Below are 24,780 nucleotides of genomic sequence, written 5' to 3' on the forward strand. Positions count from 1 at the left end.
TTACTAAATATGACACACTACACATTCTACTTAAGGAGGTACATAATGAAGAAATTATATAATGCGTCGTTTACGTATTTAATTATCGGTTTATTATCAGGGATTTTCGCTAGGGAGTATGGCAAGTATAAAGGGATTTTAGGGTCTACTTTATTAAATCTTTTGCATACGCATACGCTTGTACTCGGCTTTTTCTTCTTTTTAATTGCTTTAGGATTAGCAAAAGTATTCGCGTTTCATGAAGTGAAAGGCTTTAATAAGTGGTTTGTTTTACATAATATTGCATTAACTTTAATGTTAGGTTCGCTAGCAGCGAGGGGACTTCTTCAACTAAATGGAGCGGACTTTAAAGGGTTAACTTATATTGTAGGCTTCTCTCATTCGTTGATGGCAGTAACTTTAATTTGGTTTATGTTGTTAATAAAGAAATCATTTAAAATGTAATGAAAAAGAACTTGTAGCGTGTGCTGCAGGTTCTTTTTTGTATGTTTAGGGTTAATAATCTTATTTTTCTAATTATTTTGTATAAAAATGGTATACTAATTTTAAACTTAAAAAGGAGAGTTGATTATGGAAATAACAATTGAACATGTAGTAAATGAATTAAAAGGCATACTTCCTGAAGATCGAGTAGCAATAAATATGACAGTAAGAGAGTTACATAGTAAAGATGAATCTTACCATGTTAGTAGTTTACCTGATGTAGTTGTTTTTCCAAAAACGACCGACGAAGTTAGCGCGATAATGAAAATAGCGAGTCAGCACGGAACAGCTGTCGTTCCATTTGGAGTAGGGTCCAGTTTAGAGGGACATGTAATTCCTTATGAAAAGGGAATTACGGTTGATTTTTCATTAATGAACAAAATACTCGATATAAGAGAGAAAGATTTTCTTGTGAGAGTACAGCCAGGTGTGACGCGCTCTCAGCTTAATAAAGAATTGAAAAAGTATGGATTGTTTTTTAGTGTAGACCCAGGAGCCGATGCAACGTTAGGTGGGATGGCTGCTACAAATGCGAGCGGAACGACAGCAGTAAAGTATGGTGTAATGCGTGACCAAGTCCGAGATTTAGAAGTCGTTCTTGCTGATGGAGAAGTAATACATACCGGGAATTTAGCAGCGAAGTCATCATCAGGTTATCATTTAAATGGTATTTTCGTAGGATCAGAAGGGACACTTGGATGTTTCACGGAGTTAACTTTAAAAGTATACGGTATACCAGAATATGTTATGGCTGCGAGGGCATCGTTTCCAACTATAAATAATGCAGTAGAAGCTGTTATTAACATATTGCAAGCGGGCATTCCAATTGCGAGAATTGAACTAGTTGATGAACTATCTATGAGACAAGTAAATCATTACAATGAAACAAGTTACAGAGAAGAACCGACACTGTTTGTAGAGTTTCACGGCAATGAAGCAGGGCTAAAGCAAGATATTGAATTTACGAAAGAAATCGTTCTTGATCATAAATGTAAAGAAATTGCGTTTGAGACGGAAACAGCGGCGAGAAATAAACTGTGGGATGCAAGACATAACTTAGCGTACTCTTACGTGCATAGTTATCCTGGTAAAAAATTAATGAGTACGGATGTATGTGTACCGATTTCAGAATTAGCTGGTGCGATTCAGCATGCAAAAGAGGTATTAGATAAAGTAGGTCTTATTGGTGGTATTCTCGGTCATGTTGGGGACGGGAATTTCCATGTGCTTTTAATGATTGATACAAATGATAAAGAGGAAGTGAAGAAGGCAGACGAAATAAACGAAAGTATCGTTCTGTATGCTCTTAAACGAGGGGGAACGTGTACGGGAGAACATGGCGTTGGGGTCGGAAAACGAAAGTATCAAGAAGAAGAACATGGTGCGGCATTATTTGTAATGGAGAAAATAAAGAAAGCTCTTGATCCGCAAAATATTTTGAATCCGAATAAGGTGTTTCAATTAAAAGATAGGGGCTGAGTGGATGAAAGTACTAGAAGCGATAAGTAATATAGCTGGAAAGTATTTTGCATTTTGGACCGGCTGCTGCACTCCCAAGTGTATTAGCGGCAGTATGGCATAACATTGCAGGGCCAATATTAGCGACAGTTTTGTCAAAAATACAAAGGAAAAATTTATCAATAAATATAGAAAAAAAAGAGATAAGCATTTCATTTGAAATAGAGGAATGATAAATAATGCAAAAACGTATTGTACATTTTGAAGGAATGGTTGTATTTTTAGCCACGATTTATATGTATTCGATATATGAATTTAGTTGGATTATATTTTTTGTATTCCTTTTAGCGCCGGATTTATCCATGTTAGCGTATGGCATCAATAATCACGTTGGTGCTAACATTTATAATTTATTTCACACATATATCATATCGATATTAATTGTTATCATAGGTGTTTATTTTAAGATAGATATAGTTATTATGATTGGTTTAATATGGACAGCACATATTGGAATGGATCGAATGTTTGGATATGGGTTGAAATATGAGCCGGATTTTAAGGATACTCATATTCAGAGGTTATAAGAAAAAGTATTCATATTTACAGCGGGTTTATTAAAATATTGAACAAAATTCAGTGAATGAATTTTGTTCAATTGTTGAGAAATATATATATAGATAGATGTAAATAATCGAATTATGTTATTTTTATGATAATTAAAAGAAGGAGAGTGGATTTTATGAATATACAAATCATTGGCAATGAATTAATTAATAAGATGCTGAATGATTGGTATCGAGATATTAGAGCTCAACGTATAAGTGAAGCAAAAAAATTAAAAGAAGAGATCGATAAAAAGCTTTATATTATCGAATCAGATGTAAAGGTTTCATTTCACTATTATCTGTTAGAATTTCGATATAAAGTGCTAATAGATGGTTTAGGTAATTTGAAAAAAGCTTTTGATAAAATAGATGCATTGCCTAAACTAAATGATGAATATTCTGATTATTATTATTATTATTTATTTAAAGCCATTCATTATACAATTCTTACTAACTATAGTGAAGCCAGCAACTATTTTGAAAAAGCTGAAGGGTTATTAGAGCATATTTCAGATGAAATTGAATATGCAGAGTTTAATTATAGAGTTGCTATATTAAAATACCACTTGCATTACGCATATTCAGCTATTGAATACGCTTCAAAGGCAAGAGATATTTTTGTTAAACAAGCAGGGTATGAAGTGAACATAGCGCTGTGCGAAAATATATTAGGATTATCTTTTTCGGAATTAAAGCAGCATGATAAAGGTGAGGAATATATTGCGTCAGCAATAAACATTTTACAAAAAAATGATGCTGAAATGTTAGTATTAAGAATCAGACATAATTTAGGTTTATTGTATGCGAGTCAAAATCTTTCAGTTTTAGCAATTAGACACTTATCTGAGGTTTCTAAAAAAATGCCTACTCATTATAAGGCGATCTTTTTAGAGGCAAGAGAATATTATAAATTAGGTGAAATAGAAAAAGCGAAGGAATTAATTGAAAGTGGAGTGAAGGTTTGTGAGGAATTAAAAAATGATGAATATAGATATCACTTTTTAATTCTAAAGGGATTTTGTCAGCATTTAGAGGTAGAAAAAATAGAAAAAATTATTCTCGAAGGTTTTTCTTACTTTGAAAGAAAAAATTTATCGGAGTATATTCACGAATATACTGAAAGTCTGGCATTAGAGTTTCATAAAGTAGGTAATATAGAAAAAGCAGAAAAGTATTTTTTTATGAGTTATGAAATAAAAAAGAGAATATTTGAAAAAGAAGCATTAAAATAAAGAAAAAACTTGGATTATCTATAATGGGAATAGCAGCTGGAGTTATGGGGTTTTATGGTAGAAGGTCTTTGCAATAAATTAGCTCACAGTGGATATGGTGGAACGTTTATAATTATAAAACCTAATGAAAATCCATATGCTGTCTCTGAAGATACAACGATGCCTACAAAACAAATCTTCTATTGAACGTGTGTAATTAAACAAGTCACAAATTATAATTTGTGACTTGTTTAAGGTTGGATACTAAATGTGTTGCTTTCAATATTGAAAGCAACTTTTAAGTTTGTGATTAATAGTTAACTTAATAAATTGGGGGTTAAAATAAAAACAAATTTTTAATCAAGTCCCACAAAAAGTACGATAAGGGCGATTCGTCGGTGCAGGCGGAGCGCAGTATTCTTCTTGTTCTGTAGAATACGCATAAGGGTTTGATAAAGCTTCAAGAAGTTTCTCCATTACGCTATAGTCGTCATTTGTAACAGCTGCTTCTAGTGCCTCTTCTACACGGTGGTTCCTCGGGATGATTGATGGGTTATTATTTTTCATCATCTCGTAGGCGTTTTCTTTCGATTCTTCTTGTCTTTCTAATCGAGATTGCCACAGTTTGTACCACTCTTTAAATTCAGGACTTTCAAATAAAGCTGTATTTTCAATAGTATCAAGAGTTAGTGAACGGAATGTATTTGTATAATCCGCTTTATATTTCTCCATCATTTTTAAAAGTTGCTCAATAAGTGATTGATCTTGTTCCTCATTGCTAAATAGTCCTAATTTCTTTTTCATTCCAAGGAACCAATGGTTTTCATACTGTACGCTAAATTTCGAGATTTCGTCTTGGGCGATTTTTAGTGCTTCTTCTTCATCTTCGTGCAGAATTGGTATTAAAGATTCTGCTAATCGGGCGAGGTCCCATGCGGCCATATATGGTTGATTTCCATATGCATAACGGCCTTGTGTGTCAATAGAGCTAAATACGGTTCCTTGGTCGTAAGTGTCCATAAATGCACAAGGACCGTAATCAATCGTTTCTCCACTGATTGTTATATTGTCAGTGTTCATTACGCCGTGAATAAATCCAACAAGTTGCCATTTTGCGATAAGACTTGCTTGTCTTTTAATGACTTCTTGTAGTAATGCAGTATATCGGTTTTCATGGGATTCAATTTCTGGGTAATGTCTTTTTATCGTATAGTCAGCTATCGATTTAAGGTCCTCTATTGAACCACGAGCTGCAGCATATTGAAATGTACCGACGCGTATATGGCTACTAGCTACTCTAGTTAAAATTGCTCCAGGTAACTTTGTTTCACGATATGTTGGTTCACCAGTTGTGACAACTGCTAAACTACGAGTAGTCGGAATATCAAGTGCATACATTGCCTCACTAATAATATATTCACGTAGCATCGGACCGAGTGCAGCACGACCATCTCCTCGGCGTGAATAGGGAGTAGGGCCAGAACCTTTCAGTTGAATATCGAAACGTTTACCTGAAGGAGTAATTTGTTCGCCAATTAAAAGAGCACGACCGTCGCCTAACATATTAAAATGTCCGAATTGATGACCAGCATATGCTTGAGCTAATGGATGAGCTCCTTCTGGGAGTGCATTACCAGCGAAAATAGCAATTTCAGCTTCCTTTTTCAGTTCTTCAGGGGTAAAGCCAAGAGATATCGCAAGTGAATGGTTTAGTTTAACTAGCTCCGGTGAACTTACAGGAGTAAGGGGGATTTCTGTATAAAAAGATTGTGGTAAAGTCGTATAACTATTATCTAAATTCCAACCTGTTTCATTATTTTTAGTCATTGTATCTCCTCCTTTGTGTATTTTAAATTATGTATTTGTACGTATGTATTCTTTGTAAAGTTAGCTAAAAGTATAATATAATATTTCCCCTTGCAATCTATTGTAAGGACTTCACTGTACTATGTCTATTTAACAGTAAATATAAAAGATCCATTTTTTAAAAATGGATCTTTTGTATTATTTGATTTTTACAATTATTTTACCTTTTGCTCTTCCAGCCTCTGAATATTCCATTGCTTCTTGCGCATCTTCAAAAGGGAAAACTCGATCGATTACCGGTTTGATTTCACCAGCCTCAATATAGTTTGCAATAGTGCGTAGTTGATCTCCGCTTGGCTTCATAAATAAAAATGAATATTGAGCATTATACTTTTTTTCAAGTGCAGTAAGTTTTTTACTTGCTAATGAAAATAAGAGTGTTTTAAAGAATCCAGAACCAAATTCTTTACCGAAACGAGCATTCGGCATGCCTGAAACGGAAACAATGTTCCCGCCGCTTTTTATAATATTGAATGATTTTTCAAGTGTTGCACCGCCGATTGTATCAAATACCGCATCAAAATTTGTTAATATATCTTCAAATTTTTCTGTTTTGTAATTAATAATTTCATCTGCGCCAAGAGACTTTACTAAATCAGAACCAGCTTCACTAGCAGTCGTTGTAACAGTAGCGCCCATTATTTTTGCTAACTGAATGGCGAAAGTACCAACACCACCAGATCCAGCGTGAATTAAAATCTTCTGTCCTTTTTGTAAGTGCATGATGTCATGTAGTGCTTGATATGATGTTAAGCCAACGAGTGGAATCGAAGCCGCTTCCTCAAAACTTAAATTTTTAGGTTTTAAGGCTACATCAGCCTCGTGAATGGCTATATATTCCGCGAAAGTACCAATTTTATTTTTTCTTGGGCGTGCATATATTTCATCACCGACTTTAAAGTGAGTCACTTTTGCTCCAACCTTTACGATGACACCAGAAAAGTCATTTCCAAGGATTAGAGGCATTTCATATTTAAGTAACATTTTCACTTTTCCATCGCGTATTTTAAAATCAATCGGGTTAATACTAGCTGCATGAATTTCTGCGAGCACCTCATACTCATTTATTTCAGGAGTAGGTACCTCTGTCATACGCATTGGGACTTTTCCATACTTATCAATTATCATTGCTTTCATTTCTTATACCTCCAAATTTTAATAAAACTTTTGCAATAGCTTCTCAATATCTAATACAAGATTTTTTAATAAACCTAATTTTGTACGTATATCAATATAATAAAAATTCTTTGTACCTTCTTTTCTCATTAAAATAATGCCAGCTTCTCGTAAAATCTTAAGGTGATGTGATACTGCCGGACGGGAAAGGTGTGTTTGCTTCGTGATTTCTCCTACACGTAATCCTTTTTGACATTCCGTTTCCATTAGCACTAATAAAATAGCTTGACGCGTTTCATCACCAATTGCCAATAATACTTTTTGAGAATCAATAAAATCTTTTTTTATAATATTTAATTGTTCTTGTTTATTCATTTCAATCACTTTGCCTCCAGCTAATTAGTCGAAAGGTTTAAGATGATGAACCATTACTTCGATACGGTAATGCTACATGATTGTTGTATGAGGTGCAATATTGGGAAAGAAAATCGAGACGAATGAATTTTTTATTGTTGAAAATTATAGGGAGATAGAAAAGGGATGGGAAGAACTATATAACACAATAGATGAAGTCTTAAAAACAAAAAATGATGTAACAATAAAATAAGCGGTCGTAACCTTATATAATCCATAAGGTTACGACCGCTTATAATGTTTGTATTATTTTTGATTTTTACGATAGAACATGGTTCAACGTAAAGTAAGTTCTTTTGTTTTACACTTTCATACAGACACAATTCAGGTGGATTATAGATGTATGAAAAGGGAAAACAAATTTTGGGGCGTAATCTATCTATATGATAATTCAAAATGAAATATAAGTCTATATTTTAATGTTTTTTTTGATTATATTTATGTCACTGAGCTCAGAACAATGATATGGAGGGTAAATATATGAAATCGAATTATGTACCAGTTTTAATTGTTGGAGGAGGATTATCAGGATTAGCATCTGCGCTATTCCTTGCAAAACATAACATTAATTATTTACTGATTGAAAGGCATCCGTCTACTGCAATTCATCCAAAAGCAGGTGGAATCACTTTTCGTACGATGGAGTTATTTCGAGAATTAGGTTTAGAACAAAGAATTAGATTGGCGGGTAAAGCATTAGAAAATTGCCGAGGAAGAATAGCTGTTCATACATTAGCTGAGGCGAATAAGGAAGAATTGGAAAAGATGAGGACCGCTCAGTATGGAAACGATGAAAAGTTACTTCAAAAGGTAGAAGAGATTAGTCCATCAAAACAAACTGCTTGTTATCAAATTATTTTAGAAGAGATGATGTTACAAGAAGCGAAAATGCTAGGCGGGCAACTATCTTTTTATCATGAATTAGTTTCATTTGAACAAAATGAAAACGGGGTAAAAGCAATGATTCAAAATCGTGAAACAGAAAAAGAAAGTGTAATACATTGTGACTATGTAATTGCAGCAGATGGAGCGAAAAGTAAAATACGTGAGCAGTTAGGGATTAAAACTGAGGGTCGTGGAACCATTGGCGGCTATTATATGAATATTTATTTTGAAGCTGATTTAAGTGAGTTTATAGGAGGAGACGCATTCGGTTTTTCGATGGTACTTCATCCGGAGGTTCTTGGTGCACTTATCCCGGTTGATAACGTAAAAAAATGGATTTATCATGTAGCCTACGATCCATTAAAAGGAGAAGGGTTAGAGGACTTCACTATAGAACGTTGTAAACAAATTATTGAAATAGCAATTGGGAGCATTAATGTTGAACCGAAAATATTAAGTGTTTTACCGTGGGAAGCGGCCGAAAATACAGCGGTAAAATTGCAAGATAATCGGATTTTTCTAGTTGGCGATTCAGCACATATTATGCCACCAACTGGAGGATTTGGTTCAAATACAGGAATACAAGATGCACATAATTTAGCATGGAAATTAGCGGCTGTTATAAAAGGGAAGGCAAAACCAAAATTGTTAGAAACATATCATGAAGAGAGATACCCTGTTGCAAAATTAACGACAGATTATGCGAGTGGTTTACTGTTTCGTGCTGCGAATAGAGAGGAAGGCAGTTTGAATAATATGGACGGTTTAGCAGTTACAGTTGGATATCAGTATTGTTCAGAGGCGATTATAGATGACTCAGTCACTCCACATAGAATCGATAGTGTAGAGTTGAACGGAAGACCTGGAACGCGAGCGCCACATTTATGGGGAATGTATGAAGGAAAGAAAGTTTCTATACTAGACTTATTCGGTAACAGTTTTGTATTACTTACAGGAGTAGAAAATAGTTCTTGGGCTGAAGCAGCACATACTGTTTCAGCTAAATTAGGAATAAATATAAAAGGGTATCGTGTTGGCTTAAGAGGAGACTTTATTGCTCAAGAAGATATTTTTAGCAAATTATATGGTATAGAGAATGGCGGAGCTGTATTAATTAGGCCAGATGGCTTTATAGGATGGTGTTCAGAAAAAGCGGTAGTAAACCCAGATATAGTACTAGAAGAGGTAATGGGAAATTTATTATGTGATTTTTAATTAAGGAAGAATTGTCTTATATGAGACAATTCTGTATACGTGCAGTTAGGTCCCATGATAATATACGTCTAGTTATATTTACAAATAAAGGGCTGAGTATGATGCGAAGAAAAGGTTATTATATATACAATGAAACTAAGAAAATGTACAACAATGAAATAATAATTTCAGATAAAGTTCAATCTATGAATCCTACGTTAGAAACATTGAAGGAAATGATATTTAACGGTGAAATAGAAGAGGTGTTTATCTCACATTATTTCGATGATCGGAAAAGTAATTTAGAACGTGAATCAATAGAAAATGTGAGGAGAGAGTGGGATATAAGTTATCATAATAATATTTGCCTAACTAATGAACCGGTATCTTTAGAAGATTTCCCTGATGAATACCTTTACTTCGTTGAATTGTGGGGAAATGAAAAAGGAAATGTGATTTTAGTGTTGTTTATGCATCATTAAAATGCTTGGTGAAGAAGGAAGTCTTTTTATAGACTTCCTTATATTTTTTATGTCGAGAAAATAGTATGTGAGATGTTGGTAATAAGATGTGGATTGCTCTAATTCTTCAATATACTGAAAAAATAATATTCACAAATTTCAATAGGTTTGATATGATTAAATTCGACAAGTTAATAGAGGCCGGAGATATTTGAGAAAAGCCATAAATTTATTTAGGGATACAGGAGTGTATTCTAAATATTTTATGGCTTTTTTTATTGAATGAACCGTACAAAATAGGGAGCTATATGTGAAAAGGAGGGCTATAGTACTAGTTTTCTATATTAATAACATAGAAAAAAGTATATTTGTAAGATTGGAATTTTAATATAGGTTTATAAAAAATAATGAAAGTGTGTCTTCTATTTCGTGTAAATCTCATTAGCTTGTTGAAATTTGCAACGTAGGAAGGGTTAGAAGGATGAGAAAAATTATTAGCGTTTTAGTTATTTTCTTTATGACGGGAAGTATCTTTGCTGGGGGAGCTGTTCATGCGAAAACAGAAGGGAAGCATGAATGGAATACGAATAAGTTTTTAAATATTGCACATCGCGGAGCAAGTGGACATGCACCTGAGCATACTTTTGCTTCTTATGATCTAGTGAAAAAAATGAAAGCGGATTATTTAGAGTTAGATATTCAATTAACAAAGGATGGCCAATTAATTGCAATGCATGATACAGCAGTTGATCGCACTACAAATGGAACAGGCGAAGTACGCGATAAAACGTTAAGCGAAATAAAGAGTTTAGATGCTGGGTCATGGTTTAATAAAGCGTATCCAGAAAAGGCTAAGCAAGAGTATGTTGGGCAAAAGGTTCCAACTCTTGAAGAAATCTTCCAAAAGTACGGAAGAAGTATGAAATATTATATTGAAACAAAATCACCAGATGTGTATCCAGGAATGGAAGAGAAATTGTTGACGTTGTTACAAAAATATAATTTAGTAGGTCAAAACATGTCTTCTAGTCGTGTTATGATTCAATCATTTAGTAAAGATAGTTTGAAAAAGATTCATAGTATGAATGAAAATATTCCGTTAGTTCAATTGCTTTGGTATTATCCAAATGAAAACAGTGAAATTGTTGAATGGTCTGGCATTACACATGAACCGAAAAGTGTAACGAATGATGATTTTCAAGAAATTAAAAAGTATGCAGCCGGTATTGGGCCAAATTTACGTAATGATAACGGAGAACTAATTATTGATGAATCATATATGAAAATAGCTAGGAAAAATGGACTGTTAATTCACCCTTATACAATTAATGAGAAACCAGATATGAGACTGTTAATCAAATGGGGTGCTACAGGAATGTTTACAAATTATCCAGATCGATTACATAGTGTATTGAAAGAAAAATAAGTGGAAAAGGGTATACCATTGTTTTGGGTATACCCTTTTTAATCTAACTCCCCAATAAACAAAAGCTCTTTTTCATAGCATTCATCTGCATCATAAATAATTTCTTGAAAGTGAAGCGTTTTGAAGGTATGACAAACTGAAATTTCCCATGTCTCCCAAAAATTAATTTCATTTGAAAGAAGAATCCATTTTTGGAATTTACTATTTCTATTAAAAAAATGATGAAAGTAGTCATCATTTTTAAATATGATAATTTGAGAGCTCCATAAGTTTTCTATAGAAATCAAAACAACAACTCGATATGTATGTGTATCACTCGGTTTTATTTTCATTAAATGATTTAATCGATTTAATAAGGTTTGAATACATAATCGTTTTACTTTCCTAGGTGTTTTACGAGAGTCGATAAGAACCTGTGAAACCGGTAATGGCATATACCAATATTCATCGTTATAGAAAGTAGAAGGGAACGTTTTTGTATGTTCCTCAATTTGTTTTATCATAGTATTTGTTTTTCGTTTCATACCACGTATTTTCTTTTCACGCATTTTGAATCATCTCTATAAATTTTTGTAATGCAGCTGAGTGAAACATATCTTTTCTCGTAATAAAAGTAGTGGGAACTTTTTTGAAGCTATCTGGTAAAGGATTGAATGATATGTCATGTTTATGACCATTTAAAATAGACTTCATCATAATTGCTATGCCCATACCTGATTTTACACATGCGAGTATCGCTTCAATTGTTCCAAACTCTAATACTCGTTTAGGTGAAATTCCTTCTTCTTGAAGCCAATCTTCTAATAAATTTCTATAATAGCACCCATGACTAAAAGCGAGTAAATTCATATCTCCTACGTCTTTAAGAGAGGATAAAGGTTTTTTACTAATGAGAACTAATTCTTCTTCACGAAATATATTTGTATGAATTTCAGCATGCTGAGTAGAGCCAGCTATAAACGCTCCGTCTAGTTTTCGCTCTAATACAAGCCTAATTAATTGTTCTGTCGTATTTGTTTCTAAAATCAATTCGATTTTTGGGTATTTCTCATAATAGGCCGTTAATATAGATGGAAGCCTTACAGCAGTTGTAGATTCTGTACATCCAATTTTTAAAGTGCCTCTTGGTTCGATTCCATTACTTTGAACTGCTTTAACAGATTGATCCATTAAGTGGATAATTTGTTTGGCGTATGTTAATAAAATCTCACCGTTAGAAGTTAAAGTTACACCTTTTCCGTTTCGGTAAAATAAAGGCACACCTAATTTGTTTTCTAGTTGTTTCATACGCATTGTTACGCCAGATTGTACATAGTTTAAATTTTTAGCTGCGTGAGATATATTTTTTTCTTTCGCAACTTCGTAAAATACAGTTAAATCTTTTATGTCCACGTATCATCCCTCCGAAAAAGGTATCAATTTTTTTGATGGATTATATGATGAATCTTTATTTTATATGATATCAGAACTTTCATACAATGGAAGGGGATGGAGGGATTATAGTGTTAATGGAAGAAAGGGTGAATAGTACTTATAAGTGGGTTATGTTAATTTTTGCAACGGCTGCTCAAACAACAGCGACACTTATAACGTATGGTATCGGGGCTTTCGCTTTATTTTGGAAAAAAGAATATGCACTTACAGATATGGAGAGTGGATTGTTAGTCAGTGTTGTAAATATTGGGCCGCTATTTTGTATGCTTTTTGTCGGACGGCTACTTGATCAATATAATGAAAAATTGTTAGTTTCTTTAGGTTCATTTTTGCTAGGGAGTTCGTTTTTACTGACTAATATAGTAAGTAGGTTTGATGGATTACTATTTGTACTTTTACTAGTAGGAACGTTTTATAGTGTTTCTCAGCCAGGCGGGAGCAAAGTGGTTTTGAAATGGTTCCCAAAAGAAAGTCGTGGATTAGCAATGGGGATAAGGCAAGCTGGTATACCGATTGGTGGCGCGTTAGCCGGAGTATTGATCCCGTTTTTTACAATGAAATATAATATGGCTTATGCGGTAAATAGTATTGCATGCATTTGTATAATTGGAGGGTTTTTATTTTTTATATTTTATAAGGAACCATATATTCAGGAGAAAGTTAAACAAGAACGTATTAAACTTTCTTTTTGGATGCAGTTAAAAGAAATAATGTGTAAAAAAGAGTTGTATGCAATATATATAACTGGTATTTGTATGATTTCATTGCAAATGGTGTTAGTTGGACATTTTATAAAATTTTTAGTAACAGAACAATCAATTTCACCAATTTTAGCCGGAAAAGTATTTTCCGTTATGTTCTTTTGTGGAATGGTTGGTAGGGTTGTATTAGCAGCTGCGAGTGATTTGTTTTATAAGGGAAATCGGCGAACCCCTTTATTTATAACTGTTTGTATTTCTATTTTCTTCATTCTAATGTTAGTAATGAGTATATATACAATAACGAATGTATTGTATGGTGTAAGTGCATTGTTAGGGTTCTTTTCAATTGGGTGGTTTAGTCTTTTTATAGCCGAAGTTGCAGAATCAGCAAGTGAAGAATCGGTAGGGATGACAGTGAGTTTTGCACTTACATTAAATCAAATCGCTATTATTGTTGCGCCTGCTTTATTCGGTTATATTGTAGATGAGAAGGGATATACGTATGCGTGGTTGTGCATAGTTGTTCTACTAACTATTTCAGCGGTTAGCTTATATAGGAAGCATAGAAAATAAAGGAATGTTAGCAATGTAAATTTTTTATGAAGAAAGTCTAAAGAAATGTTGAATGAGCGACATTTCTTTTTTTATTTGTTGTATAATCAAAACATAAATGAGATTAGTTTTCAATTCTGTTCATTTCCTTTTAATATCATAATTTGTTTTTCTTAATATTAAATTAATTGCATGTTGTTTTTGTTATCCGATAATGAAACATCTTATCATCTAAACGATTGCGTTTATCAGTATTTTTCATATTACAGCTCTATTCTTTTTAGTATGTAACAAATGTTACAAAAGAATTTGAAATTATAGTGTGATGCATCCGATTGTATGGTGGAAATTTTGTAAGAAAGAAATACAATAGAGAGTAGTCAAAAATTGAAAATGAGAAAAAGGAATCTAGTTTTAACAGAATGAATATTGAATAATATTATGAAATATTCGATAATTAAAAGATATAAAATAGAATGGATGTACGTTAAGTGAAACTAGATAAAAGAGGGTTCCTAGTATGTTAAAGAAATGGTTAATCGTTTTCTTTATTTTTGCTGTTTTTTGTGGAAGTGTTGTTACACTAATACATGCAAATAAAGGTAAGAAATATGATATAAAGGCATTTTCTAATGTAGATAGTAAGCAAAAAGATGTTAAGCAGGAAGTTGATGCGAATGAGAAAAAGCGTTATGAAATTGCAGCTGAAAAACTAGATCAGTACTTAAAAGATAAAGGATTTAATGGGAGTGTTCTTGTAGCAAGTAAAGATCATGTCATTTTACGAAAAGGCTACGGTTATGCGAATGTGAAAGATCAAGTATTCACAACGCCAAGAACGAAATATCGCATTGGGTCTATTACGAAAACAGTAGTTGCAATATCTATTATGCAACTAAGAGAAAAAGGGAAATTAAATATTGAAGACAATGTAAATAAATATATCCCATCGTTTCCGGCAGATAAAAATATTACGTTACGAAATTTGTTAACACATACGTCTGGATTACCAGAACAGGGACAAGGTAGTGTTGACGCAGCATCACGTTTAAAATTAGTAACGTGGATTGGGGCACAAACGTTACAATTTCCAGCAGGGACAGGATGGAAATATACAGATTATAATTATATGGTGCTTGCATATATTGTAGAAAAGATATCGAATAAACCACTTGCTGAATATGTGAAAGAAAATATTTTGACTCCTGTTGAAATGCATGAATCTGGAATGGGCGCAACTCTCCCAGAAGATATTTTCTTAGCAGAAGGGTATACGAAAAAAGATAATGAGTTAATAGCCACGCCTCGCTTAAAAATGAATTGGCTGTATGGGTGTGGTGAAATGTATACGACCGTTGGAGATATGAAAAAGTTAGATGAAGCCATTATGGATGGTAAACTACTTTCTAAACAAAGTGTGTTAGATATGTTTACTGCATCACCTGCAAGAAAATATGGATTTAGTTTCTATATTTATCCAGATTATTATCATAACCACGGTGTATTAGCTGGTTGGAACACTTTTAATAATTTTAACTGGGATAAAAGAACGTTTGTCATATTATTTTCTAACGTCCAAAATGGTATGAATGATGCATTTAATCAAGAGTTTAGAAAAATGGCGAATGATTTAATAGAAGGAAAATAATTATAAAAAATCGGTATTGATATGTAATTATCAATACCGATTTTTTTATTTTATAAAGTTTTACTTGCTGCCCACAAATAGCGGGAGAAATAGGTAAGAAAGGTGATTAACATTTGAATAAATCTATATAGGCAGTTAAATGATAGTAATGCAAAGAATAGATGGTAATTTTTACATTGATAAAAAAGCTTGAGCTTCACACTATGTGAAGCTTTACATTATTGGAGACAAGAACAGGAGGTTGAAAAAATGAAAAAAGCAGTAAAGTTTTGTTTAATAGCTACATTATCTACGACGATTATTAGTGGGTGTTCTTTTGAAGGTGATAATGGTAATGAAAATGCAAAAGGGAAAGAAAGTGAAAAAGTAGAGGTACAGAAAAAAGTTGGGAAGTATACGATGCCAGATGAAAAAGATAAACATGAAGGTACATGGCTGCAATGGCCTCATGAATACACATATGGCGAAGAGTATAAGCAGGAAGTTGAACCTATTTGGGTTAAGATGGCAAGTGCTTTAACTGAAGGTGAGAAAGTCCACATTGTTGCATACGATGAAGAGGAGAAAGAGCGAATCAATAAGCTTTTAATAGATAAAGGACTAAATATGGATAAAATTGATTTCTTTATCGCTCCTACTGATGATGTATGGGCAAGAGATAGTGGACCGATTTTTGTTTATGACAATAATAAAAATTTAAAAATATTAGACCCAGCATTTAATGGATGGGGAAAGAAAACGCCTTACAAAAATGATGCTCGAATACGAGAGAATGTTAGTAAACAATCAGGAATTGAAAGAATTGATTGGGGGAAATTTGTACTTGAAGGTGGCGCAATTGAATTAGATAGCAATGGGACTGCGTTATTAACTAGAAGTGCAGTAACGAATAAAAATAGAAATCCTGATTTATCAGAAAAGGAAATTGAAAAATATATAAGTGACCTTGGGGTGTCAAACTTTATTTGGTTAGACGGAGTGCCTAATTTAGATATTACGGACTTCCATATTGATGGATTTGCTAAATTCCATAATAAATCTACCATTGTAACGATGAAAGAAGATGACCTAGCAGAATGGGGTTTGTCTAATAAAGATATGGATACATTGTTAGATGCAAAAAATGCTTCAGGACAGAAATATAAGTATGAATACTTGCCGCTTAGTAAAGAAAAGGTTGCTTTAGAAAATGGAAAAACTCTCGATTATAAGGGATCGTATATCAATTATTATATTGGGAATAAAGTGATATTGGTGCCTAATTATAATGATCCGAATGATAAAATCGCAAACGATACGATTCAGAAGTTATACCCAGATCGTAAAGTAGTCGGTATTGATGTGAGAGAGCTTTATAAAAATGGTGGTATGATTCATTGTGTGACACAACAACAACCAATTGCATTGAAGTAATTGATTGGAATTTCGTTGTGCTGCTATATAGACAAAATAGGTGAAATATTATCTTTGCCTATTTTGTCATTTCTTATTATTTGTAAAAATAAAATTTAAATATAATGATAAATGAATTATAGTGTGTGTTCGCTTTTCGTTTTATATGGTAAAGGAGAAAAATATTTGTGTTAAAGAATTTTAAAATAGTATTTTCGTATTTCCCTATCGTTTTACAGTACATTTTAAATGTAGCTTTGATTTGCTTAGGGGTTGTTTTAAGTGTATTTCTTATGAAAGAAGTCGTTCAGTTTATACAAGAACTGAAATTGGGTGGTAACGAATCTAGTTATCATTTAATTGATAGTATCGTCGTGTTCTTTTTGTACTTTGAATTCATCGTAATGATTATAAAGTATTTTCAAATGAATTTTCATTTCCCATTACGATATTTTATATATATAGGTATAACAGCTATCGTTCGTCTTATTATTATAGATCACGATAGTCCGATAGATTCATTGTTATATGCTTGCGCGATTCTTGTATTAATTAGTGCTTTATTCATTGCAAATTCTAAAGTAATGCGTCGTGATTTAGAATAGTGGACATTTGTTGTTGAATTAAATAAGGTATTTTATCTTTTTCAAAAGAGGAGTAACAGTATTGAAAGAAATAATCTTAATCAGCCTTATAATGATAGGGTTTATGATTCTGCTATTTAATTGTATAGTCTCGTAATTTAAAAGAATAAAAGGTTAATAGGAAAAGAGGTTTTTGTAAATATGGTTCATTACAATAATCAAAATAGTTTACATCAAATATTTACATTAAAAGGGACAATTATAAGAGATATTTTTCCACAAATCGTCTTATATACGTGTATTTCAACGATAATAGCTGTGATTAATTATTACTATGCAGAAATAAATATAAATCAGACTCCTTGGGTGATCGTCGGGGGAGCTCTAGGATTACTATTAGTGTTTCGTACAAATACTGCCTATGATCGGTACTGGGAAGGCAGAAAGCTATTTGGCACAATTGGTGCTTGTACTAGAAATTTAGCAATTAGTTTTTTGTGTCATTGGGATTCTAAAGGGAAGAGTATAGAGCAGGAAAAAATAAAATTTTTACATTTGTTAATTGTATTTCCGAAGTTAGCGAAAGGACACTTAAGAGAGGAAAAAAATTTATCTGAAGTGAAATCATTGCTTGCTGTCTGTTCTGAGAAGGAAAAAGCTTTTTTGGTTGAGTCCAATCATTTACCGGTTAGTATAGTTTTTATGTTAAAAACTATACTATCAAAAGGTTTGAAAACGGGGCAAATTCATCCAAATGCGATAATTAGTATGGAAACGGATTTGAATATGTTACTTACATCTGTGGGTGGATGTGATCGTATCAAAACAACACCTATTCCTTTTGCGTATTTTGCGCATATAAAAATTTTATTGATTATATTTTGTGCGACTTTACCGATTGGTCTTGTTGATAGTCTCGGTTGGTTTACAGTACTTGCGACTACGTTTATAAGTTTTGCATTCATAGGTATTGAAGCGATAGGGGTTGAAATTGAAGATCCCTTTGGTCAGGATCCAAATGATCTTCCGCTAGAAGGAATTTGTATAGGAATAGAAGCACATTTAGTAAGTTTATATAATCAAAACGATCTATTAGAAGTAATGGGTTTGAATCGTGATAAAAAAATCATTTAATCATTTATTGTTGTTTTAAAATATGGTATTTAAAAACCTTGTCAAGAGTCAATTTAAGGCTTAACGTCAGCTTTATATTTTTTATATAAATATACAATATTTCTCCATGCTATAATCCATTCATGAAATGTACGCGGTTCATGAGTTGTAATGAAAAGAGAAATGAATTGAGGAATAGTTGACTTTGTGAAAGCAGTTATATAACAATTTTTAAAAAGCGAGGTAAATAATATGGAACAAAAACATAATGGCATTATTTTTACTGCAATACCAGACGAATCGAATGAATATTATCAACCATTTTATGAAGACTTGATTTACTTTAATGAATGTTTAAATGAAAAGAAATCATTTGCGGATCAACTTATATCTTTATCTGTTGAAGAACAAGACTTTCATACGAGCTGTTTTGAGTATGATGATATTTGGCTAAGAGATGTTGCACCGGTTGTCACAAATCATCTAGTTAAATTTAAATATAGACCAAATTATTTGCCGGATGATCAGGGGCGATATTTAGATCAACAGTTTAATAAATGGTTAAAAAAGAACGATTTTGAATATGTGAAATCCCCATTAATATTAGATGGTGGTAATCTTATTTGGAATAAAAAAGATACCGTAATATTAACAGAACGCATATTTGATGATAACGATGATTGGACAGAAGAGGAAATTATTGAGCAGTTAGAATGGGATTTAGATGTGAGTCGAGTTATTATTATTCCTGCTGAAGAAGGGGATGTACTAGCACACGCAGACGGAATGGTTAAATTTATTGATGAACATACAATGTTTATTAGTGATTTTTTAGGAGATCATGAATTTAGATATAATGTTCAAGAGATTATTCAAGAACAAATGCCAGAAGCTGAATTTATAGTTGTTCCTTCATCATATACAGAGAAAGGACAATATGATCAAGAGATAGCATCGGCAAAAGGGTTGTATATAAATATGTTAGAATCATGTGATGCTCTTTACGTCCCTAAGTTTGGATTAGCTAAAGATGAGGAAGTTTTACGATATATTCAACAGTATACGGAGAAACAAGTTATTCAAATTCATGTAGGAGAAATAGCAACAATGGGAGGCGCGATGAATTGTTTAACGTGGTATTGTCCAAGTCATTTGTTACCTTCAAAAATGAGGGGATTGAAAAATCAGAATGAAGATTTTTCAATGAGGAAGATTTTTGATTGGTTTTAATAAATAAGTAATGAAAAGAAAATGTATTCAAGGAGTATTGATATGTATACCATCGCTGAGTTTTCTCGGATTTGTAAAATGAGTACGCGGATGTTAAGGCATTATGACAAAGAGGAGATATTAAAACCGGCATATGTGAATCCGGTTAATGGGTATAGGTATTATGAACAAGGGCAGCTGGAGGTAGCGTTGAAAATAAAAAAGCTAAGGGAGTATAAATTTCCTCTTCCAAAAATTAAAATCGTTTTGCAGTCATCGGATCAAGATTCGTTTGTTCAACATATACAATCACAAATTATCGAGTTGTCTCATGAAGTGAAGCAAAATTTACAGGTTATTTCAGAAATGAATGAAATGGTAAAGGTGAATAGTAGTCTGAATATTGCTAGTCATAGAAGTTACGATATATTAATGGGAATGAGGAATGAAGTAACGATAATTACCCAAAGATTAAAAATAGATATAGATGATATGGATGATTATTTTTATGACTTATATGAAGAGGTACAAAAAAATACCTTTCAAATAGTCGGTTCGCCATCTGCAGTCTTTTATGATGAAGAATATATTCCAAGTAACAGTGATATTGAATTAAGAATTCCAGTTATGCAGGGGAATGATGAAGATGTAGCACAAGATTATGAAATGAAAAAACTAAACCCACATCAAATCGTTACCACTATGCATTATGGAAGTTACGACTATATAGGTTACGCCTATATAGCGTTAGAAGAATGGATTGAAAGAAATGGGTATGCAATAGTTAATTCGCCATATGAGGTTTATATAAAGGGACCTGAATGTGATTGTTTAGCAGAAGAGTATGTGACACAAATTTGTTTTTTAGTTAAGAAAATAGAATGAGAATAAGGATTGACATTAACATTATGTCAATCCTTATTCTATGTACGAAAGTAATTTATCATAATAAAAAGGAGAAATAAAGAATCACCTTATAAAGTTGCTACAAGTAAATGAATATATTCCTGTTGACCTTAACACGATGTCAAAGTATAGACTGGACATACATTCATATAAGGGGTGAACACGTATGAGAAATATAGAAAATAGTTTGTATTATATGCCTGCGGAATGGGAGAAACATGAAGGTACATGGCTCCAATGGCCACATGATAAAACACATAGGGGTGAAGGTTACAGAGCTAAGTTAGATGATATTTGGATATCGATGGCAAAGGAGCTTCACTATGGAGAAAATGTCCATATTGTTGTATGTGATGAAGAAGAAAAAATACATGTCCAATCGAAGTTAATGGAAGCTAACGTGAATATGAATAAAATTGATTTCTTAATGCAAGAAACTGATGATATTTGGATAAGAGATAACGGACCAATCTTTGTAAAAGATAAAGAAGGGAACCGCTATCTAACGCACTGGATATTTAATGGTTGGGGAGATAAATATCCGTACGAAAACGACGCTAATATTCCGAATAAAATAAGTGAAATGTATCGCATTCCAAAAGTTGAATCTAGGGTCTGTCTAGAGAGCGGGGGAATTGAGATAAACGGAAACGGGACCTTAATGGCGGCGAAAACGTCTATTATAAATGAAAATCGAAATCCTACACTAAGTCAGAAAGAAATTGAAATGGAGTTAACGAAATATTTAGGAGTAACGAATTTTATATGGATAACTGGTATACGCGGAGAGGATAATTATGATGAAGATACAGATTATCATATTGATGGCGCGGCGCGGTTTGTAAATGAAAATACGATATTGTATGAATATGATCCTTTCGGTGAAGGAGAGTCATATCTTTTGGAGGCGTACGAAAAGCATTATCAAGAATTGCGACAAGCAAGAAATATAGATGGCAAGCCATTTCAGCTCATTCCAGTACCAGTAACAAGAAAAGTGGTAAAAGAAGCAAATTGTAAAGGGTCTTACTTGAATTTTTACATTGGCAATGAAGTCGTATTGGTACCTATATACGGTGATGAACATGATAAGTTAGGGCTTCAAATCATTGAAGGGCAATTTCCAGGGAGAAGAATTGTCGGTATATATGTTAATGAATTGTATGCATATGGTGGTATGATTCACTGTGTGACGCAGCAGCATATAGAATAGAGTAATTCAAAGGAAAAAGCATGCAGAGTATATAATACTCTGCATGCTTTTTATAATGCTGAAAACTCCTCAACAAGTTGAGTGAATTGTTTCAATGCACTTTCAATTGGTTCTGGCGTTGTTAAATCGACACCAGCTTTTTTCAGTAGGTTTAGTGGATAATCAGAACTTCCACCTTTCAGGAATTCGATATAATTTTTCTGAACATTCGAATCACCGCTTAATAGTTTATCAGCGATTTGAATGGCAGAGGCGAAACCAGTTGCGTATTTGTATACGTAAAATGGACGGTAGAAATGAGGAATTCTAGCCCATCCGTATTTTACTTCTTCATCAAATACAAGTGAATCACCGTTATATTCTCTAAATAGCTTTTCATAAATTTCACTGAAGACTTGTGCATTTAATGGTTTACCTTGTTCAGCCATTTCATGTGTGATTTTTTCAAATTCTGCAAACATGATTTGTGTAAAGAAAGTACCTTTAAATTTCTCAATAAAATGGTTAATTAAATGGTTACGCACGTTCGTTTCTTTTGCTTCTTTTAATAAATAGTGAATTAATAACACTTCATTTACTGTAGAAGCGACTTCTGCGACAAAGATGGAATAATGCGCAGAAATTCTTGGTTGGTATCCATGTGAATAGTGCGTATGCATACCGTGACCGCATTCATGAGTAAGAGTGAACAGGCTGTTTAAATCATCGTGATGATTTAAAAGAATGAAAGGATGAACACCGTATACGCCAAAGTTATAAGCACCAGAACGTTTTCCTGGTGTTTCTCTTACGTCTATATATCGTTTATCTTTAAAACTTTTTAATGTTTCAATATACTCTTCTCCTAAAGGAGCTAGTGATGCAATCATAATGTCAAATGCTTCACTATATGGAATGTCTTGTTTTGCACCTTCTACTAAATCAACGCCTAAGTCATATTGTCTTAGTTCATCTACGTTTAATTTTTCTTTTCGAATTTCATTGTATGTATGTAATGTTTGAATGTTTTTTTTCGTTGTATCAATTAGGTTTTCATATACTTCTTTCGGAACCATATCGCCAAATAATGATTTCTCTAACGCCGATGGATATTTTCTTAGCTTCGAAACAGTAACGTTATTTTTAATAGCAGCGGATAAAGTAGACGCGATGGAATTCTTTAACTGAACATATGGTTTGTAATATGCTTTATAAGCTTCTTTACGTTTCTCGCGGTTCTCATCTTCTATTAACTTTGCATACATTCCGCGTGTTAAGTTCACTTTTTTTCCATCATCAGTTGTTACTTCACCAAATAGTATATCTGCATTATTTAACATACCAAATGTGTGCTGTGGAGAGGAAAGAGCCTCACCCATTTGTGATAAAATTTCTTCTTGGTCCTTATTTAATACGTGTTTTTTATAGCGGTATAATTCAAATAAGTCTTCTTTATAATATTGTAAGCCTTCTGTTTCTTCTATGTAAGAATGTAATGTGTTTTCATCTACACTAAGTAAGAATGGGGAAAAGAAAGATTTAGCTGCACTTACTTTCACATGTAATTGTGATACTTTATCGACAAGGGATTGGGCGTCAGTATCGCGTGTATCAAGGTCAGATTGTAATCGTGCATAAGCGAACATTAAAGATATTATGCTAGAAATTTCTTCACTCTTCGCTAAATAAGCTAGTAAACTATTGCCGTCGTGAATATTTCCGTTAAACTCTTTTAGTTCATTCGTTAATACTTCAATCTTTTTATAGTCACTTTCCCAATCTTCAATCGTATCGTAAATATCCGTTAAATTCCATTTTTCATTATCGAGTACTTGTAATCGATCTTTAAGTTCTGTCATAATCATTTCCTTTCTAAACATGTAGTTATATTCCTATATAACTATGAAATACAACAAATTGCAAAAAATCCCTGCTGGAAATTGAAAAGCATTGCCAAAAGGTTATAATGAAATTCCGAACTTCGAATGTAAAAGATTTGTATATTGCTCGCTTGTAATTGTTTCTTTTGTTTTTTTGCCATTTTGCACTATTGTAAGGCTATCTTTTGTTAAAGAGGCATGCCCATCTTCAGTTAGTTTTACAATAAGAGGTACTTTATTAAAAGGTGATCCTTCATGTTTAACGATAATTTCTTGTGCTGTATTTGCTTTTTCTTCATTTACCTCTTCCAAGTAAAATGCATAACCTAACGTCCAATCATCAGTAGAAGATAGATTTAAAAACTCATTATTTTTACGCATTTCTAAAATATAGTTACCTTTTTCAGTCGTTTCTTTACGAATACGATAATCTCCTGTTACGGAGTGTACGATTTCACCTGAGAAAGGAACAGGGGCAAGAGGTAAGTAAGATCCGAACCCAACTTCAATTAAATAAAGTTCATTATGATGTGTTAATACGGTTGCGATATGTCCAGAATCAACAGCCCATATAGAATTTGCAGCGTTATACACTGTTCCTGAAACGAGATGAACATCGAATCCAGAATCTTTCAGGAAGTAATACATAGTAGGATTGAGTTCATAACAAAGGCCGCCACGGTTGTTTACTAAAATTTTCTCTTTCAGATTTTCTTTTGATATTTCTTTGAAATTCTTTTCGATAATATTTAAGTTTTCAAATGGAACAGTTTGTGCCATTGCGTACATAAGATTACATAAATCTTCAAATGAAACTGTTTCTTTTTCTTCTATATGTAATCGCGTGAAAAATTGTTTCTGAAAATCGGTCATAGAAATCCCCCTGTTATCCTTTATAGGTAAATTGTAAACAATTTTGAATAAGATGTGAAATTAAAACTACATTGAAGTATTTGTGGAATATTTGAAGTTAGAACAAAAATAATGTGGGAGAGTGAGAGATTGATACTTTACTAAAGGTAGGCCGAATATTATAATAATTTTAAC

General features: G+C 32.9%; 25 protein-coding genes. 18 read left to right on the top strand and 7 right to left on the bottom strand.

Annotated features, from left to right (window positions below; genetic code table 11):
- Positions 1-45: 45 nt before the first annotated feature.
- The 6 genes from COK05_RS01285 (at position 46) to COK05_RS31585 (ending at position 3,967) form a co-directional block, all read left to right on the top strand.
- Positions 46-444, top strand: a complete 399-nt coding sequence (locus tag COK05_RS01285) for a DUF2871 family protein (protein ID WP_000737891.1) — start codon at positions 46-48, stop codon at positions 442-444.
- Between the two features lie 126 nt (positions 445-570).
- Positions 571-1,962: an FAD-binding oxidoreductase gene (locus COK05_RS01290; RefSeq protein WP_098611155.1), complete on the top strand. Its 1,392-nt coding sequence runs from the start codon at positions 571-573 to the stop codon at positions 1,960-1,962.
- Positions 1,963-2,009: 47 nt separating this feature from the next.
- Positions 2,010-2,174, top strand: coding sequence for a transporter (locus COK05_RS01295; protein WP_098611156.1), 165 nt, complete (start codon positions 2,010-2,012; stop codon positions 2,172-2,174).
- A gap of 6 nt (positions 2,175-2,180) precedes the next feature.
- Positions 2,181-2,528, top strand: coding sequence for a DUF4260 domain-containing protein (locus COK05_RS01300; protein ID WP_098611157.1), 348 nt, complete (start codon positions 2,181-2,183; stop codon positions 2,526-2,528).
- A 155-nt stretch (positions 2,529-2,683) separates the two neighbouring features.
- Positions 2,684-3,781: a hypothetical protein gene (locus tag COK05_RS01305; protein WP_098611158.1), complete on the top strand. Its 1,098-nt coding sequence runs from the start codon at positions 2,684-2,686 to the stop codon at positions 3,779-3,781.
- 54 nt (positions 3,782-3,835) lie between these two features.
- The gene (locus tag COK05_RS31585; RefSeq protein WP_098611159.1) at positions 3,836-3,967 is read left to right on the top strand and encodes a hypothetical protein; all 132 of its coding nucleotides are present in this window, start codon (positions 3,836-3,838) and stop codon (positions 3,965-3,967) included.
- Between the two features lie 153 nt (positions 3,968-4,120).
- Here COK05_RS31585 and COK05_RS01315 read toward each other — a convergent pair whose 3' ends face one another.
- The 3 genes from COK05_RS01315 to COK05_RS01325 all read right to left on the bottom strand — a co-directional run bounded on the left by COK05_RS01315 (position 4,121) and on the right by COK05_RS01325 (position 7,126).
- Positions 4,121-5,587, bottom strand: a complete 1,467-nt coding sequence (locus tag COK05_RS01315; RefSeq protein WP_098611160.1) for a protein adenylyltransferase SelO — start codon at positions 5,585-5,587, stop codon at positions 4,121-4,123.
- A 177-nt stretch (positions 5,588-5,764) separates the two neighbouring features.
- The gene (locus COK05_RS01320) at positions 5,765-6,763 is read right to left on the bottom strand and encodes an NADP-dependent oxidoreductase (RefSeq protein ID WP_098611161.1); all 999 of its coding nucleotides are present in this window, start codon (positions 6,761-6,763) and stop codon (positions 5,765-5,767) included.
- Positions 6,764-6,781: 18 nt separating this feature from the next.
- Positions 6,782-7,126, bottom strand: coding sequence for an ArsR/SmtB family transcription factor (locus COK05_RS01325; protein WP_098611162.1), 345 nt, complete (start codon positions 7,124-7,126; stop codon positions 6,782-6,784).
- A gap of 91 nt (positions 7,127-7,217) precedes the next feature.
- Between COK05_RS01325 and COK05_RS31590 the strand changes: the two genes are divergently transcribed.
- The 4 genes from COK05_RS31590 to COK05_RS01340 all read left to right on the top strand — a co-directional run bounded on the left by COK05_RS31590 (position 7,218) and on the right by COK05_RS01340 (position 11,122).
- Positions 7,218-7,349: a hypothetical protein gene (locus COK05_RS31590; RefSeq protein WP_255290294.1), complete on the top strand. Its 132-nt coding sequence runs from the start codon at positions 7,218-7,220 to the stop codon at positions 7,347-7,349.
- Between the two features lie 287 nt (positions 7,350-7,636).
- Positions 7,637-9,256, top strand: coding sequence for an FAD-dependent oxidoreductase (locus COK05_RS01330; RefSeq protein WP_141538847.1), 1,620 nt, complete (start codon positions 7,637-7,639; stop codon positions 9,254-9,256).
- A gap of 98 nt (positions 9,257-9,354) precedes the next feature.
- Positions 9,355-9,717 (top strand): hypothetical protein, encoded by a 363-nt coding sequence (locus tag COK05_RS01335; RefSeq protein WP_255290295.1) that lies wholly within the window; start codon positions 9,355-9,357, stop codon positions 9,715-9,717.
- A 460-nt stretch (positions 9,718-10,177) separates the two neighbouring features.
- Positions 10,178-11,122: a glycerophosphodiester phosphodiesterase gene (locus COK05_RS01340; RefSeq protein WP_098611164.1), complete on the top strand. Its 945-nt coding sequence runs from the start codon at positions 10,178-10,180 to the stop codon at positions 11,120-11,122.
- A 38-nt stretch (positions 11,123-11,160) separates the two neighbouring features.
- On the opposite strand, the gene COK05_RS01345 is transcribed toward COK05_RS01340, so the two are convergent.
- On the bottom strand, positions 11,161-11,670 hold the full coding sequence (locus tag COK05_RS01345; RefSeq protein WP_098611165.1) for a DUF3916 domain-containing protein: 510 nt from the start codon (positions 11,668-11,670) through the stop codon (positions 11,161-11,163).
- Positions 11,663-12,514, bottom strand: coding sequence for a LysR family transcriptional regulator (locus COK05_RS01350; RefSeq protein WP_098611166.1), 852 nt, complete (start codon positions 12,512-12,514; stop codon positions 11,663-11,665). The genes COK05_RS01345 and COK05_RS01350 overlap by 8 nt, the downstream gene beginning before the upstream one ends.
- An 86-nt stretch (positions 12,515-12,600) precedes the next feature.
- On the opposite strand from COK05_RS01350, the gene COK05_RS01355 reads away from it, so the two are divergent.
- The 8 genes from COK05_RS01355 to COK05_RS01405 all read left to right on the top strand — a co-directional run bounded on the left by COK05_RS01355 (position 12,601) and on the right by COK05_RS01405 (position 21,874).
- Positions 12,601-13,830, top strand: a complete 1,230-nt coding sequence (locus tag COK05_RS01355) for an MFS transporter (RefSeq protein WP_141538848.1) — start codon at positions 12,601-12,603, stop codon at positions 13,828-13,830.
- A 499-nt stretch (positions 13,831-14,329) separates the two neighbouring features.
- A complete protein-coding gene (locus COK05_RS01370; protein WP_098611167.1) occupies positions 14,330-15,457 on the top strand; it encodes a serine hydrolase domain-containing protein in 1,128 nt (375 codons plus the stop codon).
- A gap of 249 nt (positions 15,458-15,706) precedes the next feature.
- Positions 15,707-16,870, top strand: a complete 1,164-nt coding sequence (locus tag COK05_RS01375; RefSeq protein WP_141538849.1) for an agmatine deiminase family protein — start codon at positions 15,707-15,709, stop codon at positions 16,868-16,870.
- Between the two features lie 167 nt (positions 16,871-17,037).
- Positions 17,038-17,454: a phosphate-starvation-inducible protein PsiE gene (psiE, locus tag COK05_RS01380; protein WP_141538850.1), complete on the top strand. Its 417-nt coding sequence runs from the start codon at positions 17,038-17,040 to the stop codon at positions 17,452-17,454.
- Between the two features lie 180 nt (positions 17,455-17,634).
- A complete protein-coding gene (locus tag COK05_RS01385; RefSeq protein ID WP_098611169.1) occupies positions 17,635-18,567 on the top strand; it encodes a bestrophin family protein in 933 nt (310 codons plus the stop codon).
- A gap of 231 nt (positions 18,568-18,798) precedes the next feature.
- On the top strand, positions 18,799-19,776 hold the full coding sequence (locus COK05_RS01395; RefSeq protein ID WP_060631732.1) for an agmatine deiminase family protein: 978 nt from the start codon (positions 18,799-18,801) through the stop codon (positions 19,774-19,776).
- Positions 19,777-19,818: 42 nt separating this feature from the next.
- On the top strand, positions 19,819-20,640 hold the full coding sequence (locus tag COK05_RS01400) for a MerR family transcriptional regulator (RefSeq protein ID WP_098611171.1): 822 nt from the start codon (positions 19,819-19,821) through the stop codon (positions 20,638-20,640).
- Between the two features lie 187 nt (positions 20,641-20,827).
- Positions 20,828-21,874 (top strand): agmatine deiminase family protein, encoded by a 1,047-nt coding sequence (locus COK05_RS01405; protein WP_098611172.1) that lies wholly within the window; start codon positions 20,828-20,830, stop codon positions 21,872-21,874.
- Between the two features lie 50 nt (positions 21,875-21,924).
- Here the strand turns inward: COK05_RS01405 and pepF are convergent, their stop codons facing one another.
- Both pepF and COK05_RS01415 read right to left on the bottom strand, forming a co-directional pair.
- Complete coding sequence (gene pepF / locus COK05_RS01410; protein WP_098611198.1) at positions 21,925-23,712, bottom strand: oligoendopeptidase F; 1,788 nt, start codon at positions 23,710-23,712, stop codon at positions 21,925-21,927.
- 102 nt (positions 23,713-23,814) lie between these two features.
- A complete protein-coding gene (locus tag COK05_RS01415; protein WP_098611173.1) occupies positions 23,815-24,606 on the bottom strand; it encodes an arylamine N-acetyltransferase family protein in 792 nt (263 codons plus the stop codon).
- Positions 24,607-24,780: the final 174 nt, after the last annotated feature.

Source organism: Bacillus cereus (genome assembly GCF_002567495.1).
Lineage (GTDB): Bacteria > Bacillota > Bacilli > Bacillales > Bacillaceae_G > Bacillus_A > Bacillus_A cereus_AQ.

Coding starts and splice junctions, on each gene's coding strand:
- COK05_RS01330 (WP_141538847.1), top strand. CDS start 7,637: ATGAAATCGAATTATGTACCAGTTTTAATTGTTGGAGGAGGATTATCA.
- COK05_RS01375 (WP_141538849.1), top strand. CDS start 15,707: ATGAAAAAAGCAGTAAAGTTTTGTTTAATAGCTACATTATCTACGACG.
- COK05_RS01340 (WP_098611164.1), top strand. CDS start 10,178: ATGAGAAAAATTATTAGCGTTTTAGTTATTTTCTTTATGACGGGAAGT.
- COK05_RS01415 (WP_098611173.1), bottom strand. CDS start 24,606: ATGACCGATTTTCAGAAACAATTTTTCACGCGATTACATATAGAAGAA.
- COK05_RS01385 (WP_098611169.1), top strand. CDS start 17,635: ATGGTTCATTACAATAATCAAAATAGTTTACATCAAATATTTACATTA.
- COK05_RS01370 (WP_098611167.1), top strand. CDS start 14,330: ATGTTAAAGAAATGGTTAATCGTTTTCTTTATTTTTGCTGTTTTTTGT.
- COK05_RS01355 (WP_141538848.1), top strand. CDS start 12,601: ATGGAAGGGGATGGAGGGATTATAGTGTTAATGGAAGAAAGGGTGAAT.
- COK05_RS01320 (WP_098611161.1), bottom strand. CDS start 6,763: ATGAAAGCAATGATAATTGATAAGTATGGAAAAGTCCCAATGCGTATG.
- COK05_RS01405 (WP_098611172.1), top strand. CDS start 20,828: ATGAGAAATATAGAAAATAGTTTGTATTATATGCCTGCGGAATGGGAG.
- pepF (WP_098611198.1), bottom strand. CDS start 23,712: ATGACAGAACTTAAAGATCGATTACAAGTACTCGATAATGAAAAATGG.
- COK05_RS01335 (WP_255290295.1), top strand. CDS start 9,355: ATGATGCGAAGAAAAGGTTATTATATATACAATGAAACTAAGAAAATG.
- COK05_RS01400 (WP_098611171.1), top strand. CDS start 19,819: ATGTATACCATCGCTGAGTTTTCTCGGATTTGTAAAATGAGTACGCGG.
- COK05_RS01290 (WP_098611155.1), top strand. CDS start 571: ATGGAAATAACAATTGAACATGTAGTAAATGAATTAAAAGGCATACTT.
- COK05_RS01315 (WP_098611160.1), bottom strand. CDS start 5,587: ATGACTAAAAATAATGAAACAGGTTGGAATTTAGATAATAGTTATACG.
- COK05_RS01285 (WP_000737891.1), top strand. CDS start 46: ATGAAGAAATTATATAATGCGTCGTTTACGTATTTAATTATCGGTTTA.
- COK05_RS01345 (WP_098611165.1), bottom strand. CDS start 11,670: ATGCGTGAAAAGAAAATACGTGGTATGAAACGAAAAACAAATACTATG.
- COK05_RS01300 (WP_098611157.1), top strand. CDS start 2,181: ATGCAAAAACGTATTGTACATTTTGAAGGAATGGTTGTATTTTTAGCC.
- COK05_RS01305 (WP_098611158.1), top strand. CDS start 2,684: ATGAATATACAAATCATTGGCAATGAATTAATTAATAAGATGCTGAAT.
- COK05_RS01395 (WP_060631732.1), top strand. CDS start 18,799: ATGGAACAAAAACATAATGGCATTATTTTTACTGCAATACCAGACGAA.
- COK05_RS31585 (WP_098611159.1), top strand. CDS start 3,836: ATGGTAGAAGGTCTTTGCAATAAATTAGCTCACAGTGGATATGGTGGA.